This is a genomic window from Pseudomonas rhizosphaerae (assembly GCF_000761155.1).
Taxonomy (GTDB): Bacteria; Pseudomonadota; Gammaproteobacteria; order Pseudomonadales; family Pseudomonadaceae; genus Aquipseudomonas; species Aquipseudomonas rhizosphaerae.
Genome location: NZ_CP009533.1, coordinates 3,711,839 through 3,725,790 on the forward strand (window position 1 = coordinate 3,711,839; position 13,952 = coordinate 3,725,790).

At 64.2% G+C, this 13,952-nt stretch carries 15 protein-coding genes; 3 read left to right on the forward strand and 12 right to left on the reverse strand.

Annotated features, from left to right (window positions below; translation table 11 throughout):
* Positions 1–7 precede the first annotated feature (7 nt).
* Together LT40_RS16425 and LT40_RS16430 are read left to right on the forward strand one after the other, a co-directional pair.
* A complete protein-coding gene (locus LT40_RS16425; RefSeq protein WP_043192162.1) occupies positions 8–289 on the forward strand; it encodes an HU family DNA-binding protein in 282 nt (93 codons plus the stop codon).
* 173 nt (positions 290–462) lie between these two features.
* Positions 463–834 carry an SCP2 sterol-binding domain-containing protein gene (locus LT40_RS16430; RefSeq protein WP_043192164.1) on the forward strand — a complete coding sequence of 124 codons (372 nt, stop codon included), beginning with the start codon at positions 463–465 and terminating at the stop codon, positions 832–834.
* Between the two features lie 16 nt (positions 835–850).
* Here the strand turns inward: LT40_RS16430 and LT40_RS16435 are convergent, their stop codons facing one another.
* From LT40_RS16435 to exbB, 6 genes are all read right to left on the reverse strand, one after another.
* Positions 851–2,248 (reverse strand): aminoacyl-tRNA deacylase and HDOD domain-containing protein, encoded by a 1,398-nt coding sequence (locus tag LT40_RS16435; protein WP_043193767.1) that lies wholly within the window; start codon positions 2,246–2,248, stop codon positions 851–853.
* Positions 2,249–2,336: 88 nt separating this feature from the next.
* Positions 2,337–4,412 (reverse strand): ATP-dependent DNA helicase RecG, encoded by a 2,076-nt coding sequence (recG, locus tag LT40_RS16440; RefSeq protein WP_043193769.1) that lies wholly within the window; start codon positions 4,410–4,412, stop codon positions 2,337–2,339.
* Positions 4,409–5,335, reverse strand: a complete 927-nt coding sequence (locus LT40_RS16445; RefSeq protein ID WP_043192166.1) for a hydrogen peroxide-inducible genes activator — start codon at positions 5,333–5,335, stop codon at positions 4,409–4,411. The genes recG and LT40_RS16445 overlap by 4 nt, the downstream gene beginning before the upstream one ends.
* A 93-nt stretch (positions 5,336–5,428) precedes the next feature.
* The gene (locus LT40_RS16450; protein ID WP_043192168.1) at positions 5,429–6,172 is read right to left on the reverse strand and encodes an energy transducer TonB; all 744 of its coding nucleotides are present in this window, start codon (positions 6,170–6,172) and stop codon (positions 5,429–5,431) included.
* Positions 6,169–6,594, reverse strand: coding sequence for a TonB system transport protein ExbD (exbD, locus tag LT40_RS16455; RefSeq protein ID WP_043192170.1), 426 nt, complete (start codon positions 6,592–6,594; stop codon positions 6,169–6,171). The genes LT40_RS16450 and exbD overlap by 4 nt, the downstream gene beginning before the upstream one ends.
* 3 nt (positions 6,595–6,597) lie before the next feature.
* A complete protein-coding gene (gene exbB, locus LT40_RS16460) occupies positions 6,598–7,563 on the reverse strand; it encodes a tonB-system energizer ExbB (protein WP_043192172.1) in 966 nt (321 codons plus the stop codon).
* 193 nt (positions 7,564–7,756) lie between these two features.
* On the opposite strand from exbB, the gene LT40_RS16465 reads away from it, so the two are divergent.
* Positions 7,757–8,608: an SDR family oxidoreductase gene (locus LT40_RS16465; protein ID WP_043192174.1), complete on the forward strand. Its 852-nt coding sequence runs from the start codon at positions 7,757–7,759 to the stop codon at positions 8,606–8,608.
* Positions 8,609–8,626: 18 nt separating this feature from the next.
* On the opposite strand, the gene LT40_RS16470 is transcribed toward LT40_RS16465, so the two are convergent.
* From LT40_RS16470 to LT40_RS16495, 6 genes are all read right to left on the reverse strand, one after another.
* Positions 8,627–9,361, reverse strand: coding sequence for a hypothetical protein (locus LT40_RS16470; RefSeq protein ID WP_043192176.1), 735 nt, complete (start codon positions 9,359–9,361; stop codon positions 8,627–8,629).
* A gap of 59 nt (positions 9,362–9,420) precedes the next feature.
* Entirely contained in the window at positions 9,421–9,801 is a 381-nt protein-coding gene (locus LT40_RS16475; protein WP_043192177.1) for a RidA family protein, read from the reverse strand.
* Between the two features lie 31 nt (positions 9,802–9,832).
* Entirely contained in the window at positions 9,833–11,944 is a 2,112-nt protein-coding gene (gene spoT, locus LT40_RS16480) for a bifunctional GTP diphosphokinase/guanosine-3',5'-bis pyrophosphate 3'-pyrophosphohydrolase (protein ID WP_043192178.1), read from the reverse strand.
* 63 nt (positions 11,945–12,007) lie between these two features.
* Positions 12,008–12,271, reverse strand: coding sequence for a DNA-directed RNA polymerase subunit omega (gene rpoZ / locus LT40_RS16485; RefSeq protein WP_043192179.1), 264 nt, complete (start codon positions 12,269–12,271; stop codon positions 12,008–12,010).
* Between the two features lie 97 nt (positions 12,272–12,368).
* A complete protein-coding gene (gene gmk, locus LT40_RS16490) occupies positions 12,369–12,989 on the reverse strand; it encodes a guanylate kinase (RefSeq protein WP_043192180.1) in 621 nt (206 codons plus the stop codon).
* A gap of 12 nt (positions 12,990–13,001) precedes the next feature.
* Entirely contained in the window at positions 13,002–13,865 is an 864-nt protein-coding gene (locus LT40_RS16495; RefSeq protein ID WP_043192183.1) for a YicC/YloC family endoribonuclease, read from the reverse strand.
* Positions 13,866–13,952 lie beyond the last annotated feature (87 nt).

A 13,952-nucleotide genomic window follows, 5' to 3' on the forward strand; every position in this document is an offset into this window, starting at 1 on the left:
CTTCACCATGCGTAAACCAGAGCTCGTAGATGCTATCGCTGAAAAAGCGGACCTGACCAAGGAAGAGGCCAACCGCGTCTTGAATGCCGTACTCGAAGAAATCACCGGCGCACTGCACCGCAAGGACAGTGTCACTCTGGTGGGCTTCGGCACCTTCATCCAGCGTCATCGCGGCGCCCGTACCGGCAAGAATCCGCAGACCGGCGAGCCAGTGAAGATCAAGGCCAGCAATACCGTTGCCTTCAAGCCTGGGAAATTTCTCAAGGACAGCGTGAACACCACCAAATAAGGCGTCTGGTACCGCGCCGCCGAGCGCAGCCCGCCAAGGCACCCGGTCCGCCGGGTGCTTGCGCCATACCCGCCGCCATACCAGCCAGATAGCCTGTCCCGCCGCAGCCGGACTGCCTTGACCCAGGCATTGCCGGTACACTCGCCGCCACGTTCCCGCGCCGAGACCTCGCCATGAAATTCCGCTTCCTGCTCTGGGCCATGGGCCTGATGATGGCCCGCGCCAGCCGCAACAACCCAGCCTTCGCCCAGCAGCTCAAGGACAAAGACCTGGTGTTCCAGTTGCAGACACTGGACGGCAAGATCGCCCGGCATTTCACCGTGCGCGATCAACGCGTGACCAGCCGCAGCGGCAGCGTCGAGCAGCCGGCCTTCGCGATTGCCTTCAAGGATGCCGCGTACGGCTACGACACCCTGCAGGCCAGCAACAAACAGCTGGCATTCATGCAGGGCATCCAGGACAAGCACATCCAGATCAAGGGCAATCCGGCGCTGGTGATGTGGTTCCAGGGCGCGATGAAATACCTCAAGCCCAGGAAACGCTGAGGCTACCGCGCACTCATCAGTCGAACTGGTGGGCCAGCTCGCGCAACAGCGCCTCGGCTTCCAGCACCTTGCTCACGACCGCTTCGGCCTTGTCTCGGCTCAGTTCCAGGTGCTCGAACAAGGCATCGGGAATGTGCTGATCGCCGCTGCCGATGCCACGGCTGCGCAGCAGGCGGATGGCCAGGCACACGAGGTTGGCATAGGCCGCATGCTCGCCGGTATAACCAGGATCGTGCTGAAAGCGCAACGCGGTGCTGAGCTCTTCCGGCATTTCCCAATAGCGCATCAGCCAAGCGCCCATCTGTTCGCGGGTCACGCCCAGCAAATGCTGCTCGACGAAATCATGTTGCAGGTGCGGGTTGACCTCCAGGTGTCGGCAGATCAGCTGGAAATGCGGTGGAAACAAGTGGGCGAGCAGCAGGTAGCCGAAGTTGTGCAGCAAGCCAGCCAGGTAGGTAAGGCCGGCTTCCGGACGACTGGCCCGCGGCATGGCACGAGTCAGACCCTCGATCACCGCTGCCACGTAGATGGACTGGTGCCAATGGGGCGTGGCGTGGCGCGGATGATCCTTGGGCAGGCTCATGGTCTTGCCCAAGGCCAGGCCCAGCGCCAGATTGATCACCAGATCGAATCCGAGCACGCGGACGATGGCATCTTCCACCGAACGAATCTTGCCCGGTGAGGCGTAGTAGGGCGAAGCCGCCCAACTGACTACCTGCGCAGCCAGCGCCGGATCGGTCTCGACCACGCCGGTGATGTCGTCGATGGTCGCATTGGGGTCGACACGCAGCTTGATGATCTTCTGCGCGGTGGCCGCCAGGGGAGGAATCTCGATGGTCGATTCCAGGCGCTGTTGTATCCGCCGTGCGGTGAAGTTCTGCACGGCGCGAGTGATTTCCTTGCCGTCGTCCGCAGGTCGATCGAGGTTGGGCCGGACGTTGGCCAAGGGCTCGCCGAAGGCGTTGGAGCTGGCTTTGGTCAGCATCTTGCGGAAATCATCGACGCCCAGCTCGAGCCATCCACCGGGTTCACCGGAGCTGATCAGCAGCGTGGGTTCGAGCAGCAATCGCTCGTCGTACAGGCAGGGCGAGCTGGTCAGGATCGGCAAGCCAGGGAGCACGGCCAGGCGATGCTTGCCGAGCATGGATGCCAGGCGCTCCTCGGACACGGCTGCGAGCTTGCGACCGGTCAGTTCGGCCAGGCGACCGAGGTCCAGCAGCTGGCTTTGAGGAAACAGCACCATGAGTGCGCCGATCTCGTCCTCCAGCAGGACGGCCTGGATCGTGCGGCTGGCATCGGCGGCGGTCAGGGGTTGCCCATCGACCAGGGTCCAGGCGATGCCAGAATCGCTGAGCATCTTCTGGATGACCGAGGGGACGGGCGAGGTGACGGCTTCCAGCGCAAGTTCATTCATGGTCTGCATCCATTGTCCTACATTCACTTCAGTATACTCAGCTTGCCTGGGAAACCGAGCTCTGTATCGTGCAAGTTTCTGGAGTGCTTCAGACCTGACCGTATTGCTGCCCATGTCGCAGCCAACGTTCGAGCAGCGGCGTGACATGTCCGGGCCAGCGCTGAATCAGCTCCTGGGCCGCATCGCGCACGGCCGGCAGCAGGTCGGCGTCGCGCATCAGGTCGGCGACCTTGAACTGCAGCAGGCCTGTTTGCCGGGTGCCGAGCATTTCGCCGGGGCCCCGCAGTTGCAGGTCCTTCTCGGCAATCACGAAGCCGTCGTTGGTTTCACGCATGATACCCAGCCGTTCCCGACCGATCTGCGACAGCGGCGGATGGTAGAGCAACACGCAGTGGCTGGCGGCGCTGCCGCGACCGACGCGTCCGCGCAGCTGGTGGAGCTGGGCCAGGCCCAGGCGTTCCGGGTTCTCGATGATCATCAGGCTGGAGTTGGGCACGTCGACGCCGACTTCGATCACCGTGGTCGCCACCAGCAGCTGAAGCTCGGCGGCCTTGAACAGCGCCATCACCTCGGCCTTCTCGACCGGCTTCATGCGCCCGTGGATCAACCCCACGCGCAGCTCGCCCAAGGCCAGGGTGAGTTCCTCGAAAGTGCTTTGCGCGGCCTGGCAGGTCAGCTCTTCGGATTCCTCGATCAGGGTGCACACCCAATAGGCCTGACGGCCTTCGGCACAGGCGGCGCGCACTCGCTCCACCACTTCGGGGCGGCGGCTGTCGACCACCAGCACGGTATTGACCGGCGTACGTCCCGGCGGCAGCTCGTCGAGTACGGACGTGTCGAGGTCGGCATAGGCGCTCATCGCCAACGTCCGCGGGATCGGCGTGGCGGTCATGATCAACTGATGCGGGCACATCGTTCCGCCCACGCCTTTCTGGCGCAAGGCCAGGCGCTGCTGCACACCGAAACGATGTTGTTCGTCGATGATCACCAGGGCCAACCGGGCGAACTGCACTTCGGGCTGGAACAGCGCGTGGGTGCCCACCACCATCGGCGCACCCGCGGCAATCCGCTCAAGTGCGCTGACCCGTGCCTTGCCCTTGAGCTTGCCGGCCAGCCACGCGACTTCGATGCCCAAGGGCTCGAGCCAGCGCTGGAAGGTGATGAAGTGCTGCTCGGCGAGAATCTCGGTCGGCGCCATCAAGGCCACCTGATAGCCCGCTTCCAGCGCTTGCAGTGCCGCGAGGGCCGCAACCACTGTCTTGCCCGCGCCAACGTCGCCCTGCACCAGGCGCAACATCGGCTCCGGCTGGCTCAAGTCGTAGGCGATTTCGGCACCCACCCGACGTTGGGCGCCGGTTGGCGCAAAACCCAGGTTGTCCAGGTAGCGTACCGGCAGGTCGCGAGCCTGGGGCAGGGCGGGGGCGCGCTGGGCGCGCAGGCTTTCGCGCAGGCGCTGCTGGGACAGCTGATGGGTCAGCAGCTCTTCGAAGGCCAGGCGGTGCTGGGCCCAGTGATGCCCTACCGCAAGCTCCTCGAGATCGGCGTCCGGCGGTGGCCGATGCAGGTAGCGGATCGCTTCATCCAGGGGCGCCAACTGGTGCTCGCGCGCCAGTTCCAGGGGCAACCAGTCGGGCAGGCTGCGCGGGCCCAGCAGGTCGAGGGCCTGCTGGGACAGCTGACGCAGACGCTGCTGGGTAAGGCCTTCGGTAGTGGGGTAGATCGGCGTCAGGTTCTGCTCGACCGGAATGTCTTCTTCGCCGGTCAGGACGCGGTATTCGGGGTGGTAGATTTCCAGCCCCGAGGCGCCGGGCCGTGCCTCGCCGTAGCAACGCAGGTGGGTGCCACGCTTGAGCGCTTCCTTCTGGGCATTGCTGAAGTGATAGAAGCGCAGGCTCAACGAACCACTGCCATCGCCCAGGCGCACCAGCAGGCTGCGGCGCTTGCCCATGGAGACGTCGGCGCCACTGACCACGCCTTCGATGACGGCGTCCTGGCCAGGCCGCAGGGCACCGATCGGTACCACGCGGGTGCGGTCCTGATAGCGCAAGGGCAGGTGGAACAATACGTCCTGCAGGTTCTCGAGACCCACCCTGGCGAGTTTTTCCGCCATCGCCTCGCCCACACCCTTTAGCGCGGTGACCGATACCTGAGCCAGCTCGGTCATGGCGTGTCGCGGCCCACCGGCTTGGCCACCGAACACAGGCGGATCGAGTCGGCGAGGATCTCGATGGCCTTGGGCCGCGGGAAGCTGGCGCGCCAGGCGATGGCCACGGTGCGGAACGGCGTCGGCGGGGTCAGGGGGCGCACTTCGATGATGCCAGGCGCGTAGTGATGGCTGTCGACTGCCGACAACGGCAGGATCGACACCCCAAGGCCCGAAGCAACCATGTGCCGAATGGTTTCCAGCGAACTGGATTCCACGGTGGTGTGCTTGGCGCCTTCCGAACCTTTGGTCAGGGTCGGGCAGGCCTCCAGGACCTGATCGCGGAAGCAGTGGCCTTCGCCCAGCAGCAGCAGGCTCTTGTCGTTGAGCAGGCCCGAGTCGATGGTTTGCTTGCGTGTCCACGGGTGGTCGGCAGGCATCAGGACGTAGAACGGCTCGTCGTAGAGCGGCAGGGTCAGCACATCGGCTTCATTGAATGGCAGCGCGATGATCACCGCGTCCAGCTCACCGTTGCGCAGTTTGTCGCGCAGCACGTGAGTGAAGTTTTCCTCGATGTACAGCGGCATCTGCGGCGCCACGCGGTGCAGTTGCGGAATGAGGTGCGGGAACAGGTACGGGCCAACGGTATAGATGGCGCCGACCTTGAGCGGTGCGGTGAGCTGGTTCTTGCCGGCCTGGGCCAGCTCGCGGATGCCCTGGGCCTGCTCGAGCACCTTCTGCGCCTGAGCCACGATGCCTTCGCCGACCGGGGTCAGGCGCACGGCGCTCTTGCTGCGCTCGAAGATCAGCACGCCCAGCTCGTCCTCGAGCTTCTTGACGCCAACCGAGAGGGTGGGCTGGCTGACGTGGCAGCGCTCGGCCGCGTGGCCGAAGTGTTGCTCCTGGGCCAGGGTAACGATGTAGCGCAATTCTGTGAGGGTCATAACGTGCGTCCATGAAGTTGCGAGCCCAGCATAGCGGCTGCAACCGATAGACGCACGTTATCAACAGCGCGCAAACGCATCAAAGTATGCGATTCAGCGCTTGTCCAGCGAGTAAACGAAAGGCGCGACCACTTCCAGGCTGCCATTGACCAGAATTTCGGCCGGTGGCTTGGGCAACGGTTGCGCCCGACGGATCATCTCCATTGTGGCGCGATCCAGCGCAGCGCTGCCCGACCCCCCTGCCAGGGAGTACGACAACACCCGGCCTTCGGCATCCACCACGAAGCGCAAGCGGTTGACCCCAGTCATGCCGCGGCGACGCGCATCCTCCGGATACTTCTTGTACTTGGCCAGATGGCGCAGCAGATCGCCCTGCCAGCTGGGCAACGCATTGCTGTTGGACGGCGGGCTGGGCGCAGGCGCTGCCGGCTTGGCCGGTTGTGGCGGTGCCGGGCGGCTGTCCACGGTCTGCTCGGCTGGCGGCTGCTCCTTGGGCGGCTCGGGTTTCTTCTCGACCTTGGGCGGCTGCGGTTTGGGCTTGGGCTTGGGCGGCGTCGGCTTGGGCACCGAGATGGTCGGCTTGGGCGCTTCGGCCAGCTTGGGCAATGGGTCCTCGACCACAGGCTCGGGCGGTGGCGGCGGCGTGACGACCTGCGGCGGCGGTGGTGGCGCCGGTTCGGGCAGCGGCGCCATCTCCACCATCATGGCCTGCGGCGGCAGCTCGATGGGCTGCGGCGCGGGCCAGTTCAAGGCAATCACGATGGCCGCAGCGTGCACACCGAGGACGACCGCCAGGCTGGCAACATAACGCGTCGTTTTCTGGCGCGTCGTGATCATTGCTTGGCTGCCGTCTCAAGGCCGACCAGGCCTACCTTCAGGTAGCCCGCGCCGCGCAGGGTGTTCATCACTTCCATCAGGTCGCCGTAATCCACGCCTTTGTCGGCCTGGAAGAAGATGGTCGTGTCCTTGTTGCCGTGGGTCTTGGCATCGAGGATCTGGCCCAGCTGCGTGCGCTCGACCTTGTCGTCGCCCACGTACAGGTTCTGGTCGGCCTTGACGCTGAGGAACACCGGTTTCTCGGGCCGCGGCGCCGGCTTGGCGGTCGAGGCGGGCAAGTCGACCTTGATGTCCACCGTCGCCAGGGGGGCTGCGACCATGAAGATGATCAGCAGCACCAGCATGACGTCGATGAACGGCGTCACGTTGATTTCATGGTTCTCGGCGAGGTCATCGCCGCCTTCGTTCAGGTGCAGGCCCATAGGTCAGCCCACCTTGACCATCTGCGGCTGAGCTGCGCGCTCGCCTGGCTGGTGGTCGAGGTCGCGGCTGACCAGCAGCAGCACCTGGGCCGAAGCGTCCGATACCTGCGCCTTGTAGCCGGCGATGGAACGGGCGAAGACGTTGTAGATGACCACCGCAGGAATGGCCGCCACCAGGCCCAGGGCCGTGGCGAGCAGGGCTTCGGCGATGCCGGGGGCGACCACGGCCAGGTTGGTGGTCTGGGTCTTGGCGATGCCGATGAAGCTGTTCATGATGCCCCAGACGGTGCCGAACAGGCCGACGAAGGGGGCGGTGGAACCGATGGTGGCCAGCACGCCGGTGCCCATGCTCATGTTGCGACCGCAGGCGGCGACCAGGCGCTCGAGACGGAAGCTGACCCGCTCCTTGATGCCTTCACGTTCGCGGGCGTTGGCCGACAGGTGCATTTCTTCGAGCGCGTCGTGCACCAGCAGGTTGGCCAGGGTGCCTTTGCGCGTAGCGGTTTCGCTCGCCTGCTTGAGGTTGGCGGCTTTCTTCAGCGCGGCGATTTCACCCTTCAGACGACGCTTGGCGCCCAGCAGCTCGAAGCCCTTGGCGATCCAGATGGTCCAGGTGATGATCGAGGCGATTGCCAGGCCGATCATCACGGCCTTCACCACGATGTCCGCATTCTGGTACATGCCCCAGGGCGACAGGTCGTGACCCATGCCCAGGGTGGTGTCTTCGGCCAGCGCCTGCTCGGCAGGCACCGGTGCCGTCTGCTCGGCGCCCGGTGCAGCAGTGGCGGCAGGCTGGGAAGCCGGCGCGGCTTGTACGGGGGCTGCGGTCGCAGTCGACGCCGGTGCATTGCTCGGCGCAGTGGCGTCGGCGAATGTCAGCGGGGCGATGGCCAGGCCCAGCAACAACGCGGCAATGGCGCGCCATGCGCGTGGCTGGTTTGGCGAAGCGGAAGGGTGTTTGCGAATCATGCTGGCCGGACCTGAGAAGAGAAAGAAAAGGGGGCACGTTCTTCAAGGCCTCGAAAGACCGAGAACAGATTGGGGGCGCATTATTGCAAGTAATTCTTGTTAGCAAAAGTAATAATGTAACTTTTTTAATACCGCTGGCCGCAAAACCTTGGGTAAGGGTAGGCTCGACGCCTGACTTTCAGGAGCCTTGCGCATGACCTCACCCACTGTATTGATTGCCGGTTGCGGCGATATCGGCAGTCGCGTTGCACGCCGCTTGTTGGCACTGAACTGGCGCGTGCACGGTCTGCGCCGACACATCGAGCAACTGCCCACCGGCGTGCTCGGCGTCGCAGCCGACCTGCATCAGGCGCAATGCCCTGCCGCCTGGCCACAGGAGCCGCTGGACTACCTGCTGTATTGCGTGGCGGCCACGCAGCATGACGAGCAGGGTTATCAGGCCGCCTACGTCGACGGCTTGCGCCACGTATTGGACTGGTTGGCAGACAATCGGCAGGCACCCAGGCGAATCGTCTTCGTGTCCAGCAGCAGCGTGTATGGACAGAGCGAAGGGGAGTGGGTCGATGAAACTTCGACGGTAGCGCCGATTGGGTTTTCCGGGAAACTGATGCGCAAGGCCGAGCAACTGGCACTGGGCGCTCCCGTGCCGGCGACCATCGTGCGCCTCACTGGTATCTATGGTCCCGGCCGTGAGCGGCTGGCCGGCCAGGTACGCGAGGGGTATCAGGTCGCGTCGCAGCCACCGTTGTACGGCAACCGCATTCATGCCGACGATGCAGCAGGGCTTTTGACGTTTCTGCTAGAGGCGGATGCTCGGGGCGTCGGGCTGGATGAGTGCTACATAGGCGTCGACGACGCTCCGGCCCCGTTGCACGAGGTGGTGGATTGGCTGCGCACGTACCTGGGTGTCACTCAGCGCTCGCAGACCCAGAGCATCCGCCGCACCGGTTCCAAGCGCTGCAGCAATGCGCGCGCACGCGCTCTGGGTTGGACGCCGCAATACCCCACCTATCGAGAGGGGTACGCGGCCTTGCTGAGCCGGTAGCCTTGCCTCGTCCCGGTGCTACTTGCTGAGCAACCAGCGCCGGGTGCCAGGCACCAGGTTGGGCATCTCGTCGTCCAGTGCCTGGTTGAGCGCCTGCAGGATTTCCAGCTGATTGCCATTGCGCCGGAAGATGAAGGCGTTGCCGCGCTGTTGCTGTTCCAGCCACAGGCTGTCGAACTCGCCGCTCATGGCTGCACAGTCCCCGGCCAGGCATAGCGCGTACCGGTCCAGGCCGGCCAGGCCATCGATGCGGCCATCGGGCAGGAAGTGCGCCACGCCGCCCTGGCCTGGGCCTTCGACGACCTTCCAGTCGCCGCCCATGTAGGCGGTGTACAGCGCCTGCTCGAAGGTCGCACCCACTGGGGTGTCCGCGCGCGCTGGCGTGGCCGACTTGCTGAACGTCTGCATCGGGGTGTTTTCGCTCGCGGCCTGCTGCAAGGTATCGCCGTCGATCTTCAGGGTGTCTTCGCCGTTGTCGTAGAAGTCCACCTTGAACTCACCATCGGCCTGGGGCAACAGCTTGCCTTCGCCCTCTTCGAAACCGTTGCTGAATCGAGCCTGGCCGGCCACGGTGTCGATCGACCATTCCAGTGTCGGACCGTTAGCCAACAATGCCTGGCGCAGGCTTGCGCCCTTGGCGGCGGCATCGATGGCTTTCTGATTGATCCAGACGCCGTTGGGGTCGACGTTTTCGTGGCTGGCGCAGCCACCCAGAAGCAGGGCGGCCAGGGATAGGGCGAGGGCGTGACGCATGAAGGAAGTCCTTGCTGGCGAATGGCGCTGCAGGCAGTGGCTGCAGCGCGCGAGGCGGCTTATTCGATGACCAGGATAGCGTCCATTTCAACCTGCGCGCCCTTGGGCAGGGCAGCGACGCCAATGGCGGCACGGGCAGGATAAGGCTGCTGGAAGTAACGGCTCATCACTTCGTTGACCGTGGCGAAATGGCTCAGGTCGGTCAGGAAGATGTTGAGCTTGACGATGTCCTTGAACGAACCACCGGCTGCCTCGGCGACCGACTTAAGGTTCTCGAACACCTGCACGGTCTGGGCTTCGAAGCCTTCGACCAGTTCCATGGTGGCAGGGTCCAGGGGAATCTGGCCAGACATGTAGACGGTATTGCCAGCCTTGATGGCCTGGGAATAGGGGCCGATGGCAGCCGGTGCCTTGTCGCTGGTGATTACGGTCTTGGTCATGAACAGCTCCTTTGAATGAGGGTTCCGCGCCTCAGGCACGCACGCGCGTGAGGCGGGTGACGCCAGCCAGGGCGCGCAGTTTCTTGATCACGCGGGCCAGGTGCACACGGTCGTGCACACTGACCACCAACTGGACCACGCTGATGCGGCCATCGCGTTCGTCCATGCTGATTTTCTCGATGTTGCCGTCGGCCGCGTTGACGCTGCTGGCCAGCAATGCGATCAGGCCGCGCTGGTGCTCGAGTTCCACGCGCAGTTCGACGTTGAACTCGCCCGTGACGTCCTTGGCCCAGCCCAGCTGGATGCATTTTTCCGGGTTGTGGCGAATCTCGCTGATGTTGCGGCAGTTTTCCAGGTGAACCACCATGCCCTTGCCCGCCGACAGGTGCCCCACGATCGGGTCGCCGGGGATGGGCGTGCAGCACTTGGCATAACTGAGCACCAGGCCCTCGGTCCCGCGAATGGCCAGCGGCCCCTCGGGGCTGGGCAGTTGCTCGCCGCCATCGGTGGCCAGCAGGCGTCGCGCCACCACATAGGCCATGCGGTTACCCAGGCCGATGTCTTCGAGCAGGTCCTCGATGAGTTCCAGGCGGTACTCGGCCAGCATGGCCTGGATGCGCTCGGCGGGGATCTTGTCCAGGGCGCTGTCGAAACCGTTGAGGACCTTGTTCAGCAGGCGTTCGCCCAGGTTCACCGATTCGGAGCGGCGTTGCAGCTTGAGGGCATGGCGAATGTGCGTGCGGGCCTTGCCGGTGACCACGAAGTTGAGCCAGGCCGGGTTGGGCCGTGCGCCGGGCGCGCTGACGATCTCCACCGTCGAGCCGCTCTGCAGCGGCTCGGACAGCGGTGCCAGGCGCCGGTTGATGCGGCAGGCGATGCAGCTGTTGCCCACGTCGGTATGCACCGCATAGGCGAAGTCCACCGCCGTGGACCCCTTGGGCAGCTCCATGATGCGGCCCTTGGGCGTGAACACGTAGACCTCGTCCGGAAACAGGTCGATCTTCACGCTTTCGATGAATTCCAGTGAGTTGCCGGCACGTTGCTGCATTTCCAGCACACCCTTGACCCACTGGCGGGCACGGGCATGGGTGCCCTTGGGCTGTTCGTCGTCGCTGGACTTGTACAGCCAGTGGGCAGCGATGCCGTTGTTGGCCATCTCTTCCATTTCGCGGGTGCGGATCTGGATTTCGATGGGCACGCCGTGCATGCCGAACAAGGTGGTGTGCAGTGACTGGTAGCCGTTGGCCTTGGGGATCGCTATGTAGTCCTTGAAGCGACCGGGCAGGGGCTTGTACAGGTTGTGCACGGCGCCGAGCACGCGGTAGCAGGTGTCGACCTTGTCGACCACGATGCGGAAGGCGTACACGTCCATGATCTCGTTGAAGGCACGGCGCTTGCCGCGCATCTTCTTGTAGATACCGTAGATGTGCTTCTGGCGACCGCTGACATCGCCCTCGATACCGTCCACCGAAAGGCAATGGGCCAGGGAATGCTCGATCTTGTTGACCAGTTCCTTGCGATTGCCGCGGGCACGCTTGACCGCCTGGTAGATGCGCGCCGAGCGCATCGGGTACATGGCCTTGAAGCCCAGGTCCTCGAATTCGACGCGCACGTTGTGCATGCCCAGCCGATTGGCGATGGGTGCGTAGATTTCCAGGGTTTCCTTGGCGATGCGTCGACGTTTTTCGCCGGACAGCACTTCGAGGGTGCGCATGTTGTGCAGGCGGTCGGCCAGCTTGACCAGGATCACGCGGATGTCCCGGGCCATGGCCATGGCCATCTTCTGGAAGTTTTCCGCCTGGGCCTCGGCCTTGGTCTCGAAGTTCATCTGGGTCAGCTTGCTGACCCCGTCGACCAGATCGGCCACGGTTTCGCCGAACTGGGCACTGAGTGCTTCCTTGGCGATACCGGTGTCTTCGATCACATCGTGCAGCATGGCCGCCATCAGGCTCTGATGGTCCATGTGCATGTCGGCGAGAATGCCTGCCACCGCCAGCGGGTGGGTGACGTAGGCTTCACCGCTGCGACGGCGTTGACCGTCGTGAGCTTGTTCGGCGTAGAAATACGCCCGGCGGACCAGATTCACCTGTTCCTTGCCGAGGTAGGTCGACAAGCGATCGGCGAGGGCGTCTATGCTCGGCAAGGGGAGACCTCCTGCCGATGTGGGATAGAACCTCGCGCCGTACAGCGTCGACCAGGCATGGACTTAGACGGCCTCGTTGGCCTCGTCTTCGAACGCTGCGAAAAGGGGTTCGTCTTCAACGATTTCAGCTTCAGCGATAGCAGCATAGTCGATCAGGCCTTCAGCGATTTCACGCAGGGCTACCACGGTAGGCTTGTCATTTTCCCACGCCACTTTCGGCTCTTTGCCGCCGGTCGCCAGTTGGCGAGCACGTTTGGTGGAGAGCATGACCAGCTCGAAACGGTTATCCACGTGTTCTAGGCAGTCTTCAACGGTTACGCGGGCCATGGTCTTCCTCGTAGCAAATGCAATTATGCGCGCAGCCCGGACGGGCGAGCGGACTCGATAGTTTAAAAAAACACCAGCGTTTAGGGAAGCTTTGTTTTCAGGCAAGCAGTTCGGCCAGCAAATTGCCGTGCCTTTGCTGCTGCGCCTGCTGCTGAAGACGGTTGGCGCGAAACACCGCCTTGAGGTCTTCCAGGGCCGAAGCGAAGTCGTCGTTGATGATCAGGTAATCGTATTCCACGTAGTGGCTCATCTCGCTGACCGCCTCGCGCATCCGCGTCTCGATGATCTCGTCGCTGTCGGTGCCGCGGTTGGTCAGGCGCTGGCGCAGTGCCAGTTGCGACGGCGGCAAGATGAAGATCGAGCGCGCGCCGGGCATCAATCGACGTACTTGCTCGGCACCTTGCCAGTCGATTTCCAGGATCAGGTCGTGGCCTTCGTCGAGGGTCTGCTGCAGGTGGCTCTGGGAGGTGCCGTAGAGATTGCCGAACACCTCGGCCTGCTCCAGGAAGTCGCCATGGCCGATCATGTCGATGAAGGTTTCGCGGTCGACGAAGTGGTAGTTCACGCCACACACCTCGCCCGGACGCATGGCGCGGGTGGTGTGCGAGACCGAGACGCGAATGGAAGGCTGGGCGTCGATCAGGGCCTTGACCAGGCTGGTCTTGCCCGCGCCCGAAGGCGCCGAAACGATGTAAAGGGTGCCGGTGCTGTGGTTCATGAAGGGATGGCCTTACTCAATGTTCTGCACTTGTTCACGCATCTGCTCGATCAACACCTTGAGGTTGACGGCAGCCTGCGTACTGCGTGGGTCGAAGGCTTTGGAGCCCAGGGTGTTGGCTTCGCGGTTGAGTTCCTGCATGAGGAAATCCAGGCGCCGGCCGGCGGCACCGCCGGCCTTGAGCACGCGCCGCACTTCGGTGACATGGGTGGCGAGGCGGTCGAGCTCTTCGGCCACGTCGCTTTTCTGCGCCAGCAGGACCATTTCCTGCTCCAGGCGCTGCGGGTCGAGTTCGGCCTGCAGGTCGGCGCAGCGGTCGAGAATCTTCTGTCGCTGGACGCTGAGCATCTGCGGCACCAGGCTGCGCAAGGTGGCGACCTCGCTGCTCATGGCATCGAGCCGGTCGTTGATCAGCCGGGCCAGTTCGGCGCCCTCGCGCACGCGGCCGGCCTTGAGCTCGGCCAGTGCCTGGGCGAACAGTTCGTTCGCGGCCGTGCTCAGCGCCTGCGGATCGCTGGCGTCGGCCACCAGCACGCCGGGCCAGGCCAGTACTTCCAGCGGGTTGAGGGGGGCAGGCTGCTTGAGCAAAGCGGCGACGGTTTCGGCGGCGGCGATCAGCTGGGTGGCGCGTTCGCGATCGACCTGCAGGGGCTGGCCACCGGTTTCCTCGGTGTAGCGCAGGGTGCATTCGACCTTGCCGCGCGACAGGCCCTGGCGCAGTGCCTCGCGCACCGAGCCTTCGAGGTCGCGCAGGGCGTCGGGCAGGCGCAGATGCGGTTCGAGGTAGCGATGGTTGACCGATCGCAGCTCCCAGCTCAGGGTGCCTTGGGCCGCGGCTCGTTCGCAACGGGCGAAGGCGGTCATGCTGTGCACCATGGGGGAGAAACCTCGCAGGCGATGGACGATGAATCGAGGCGCAGGATTGTAGCGCAACCTGGCGTCGGCTCCCAAGGGTGGCGTGAC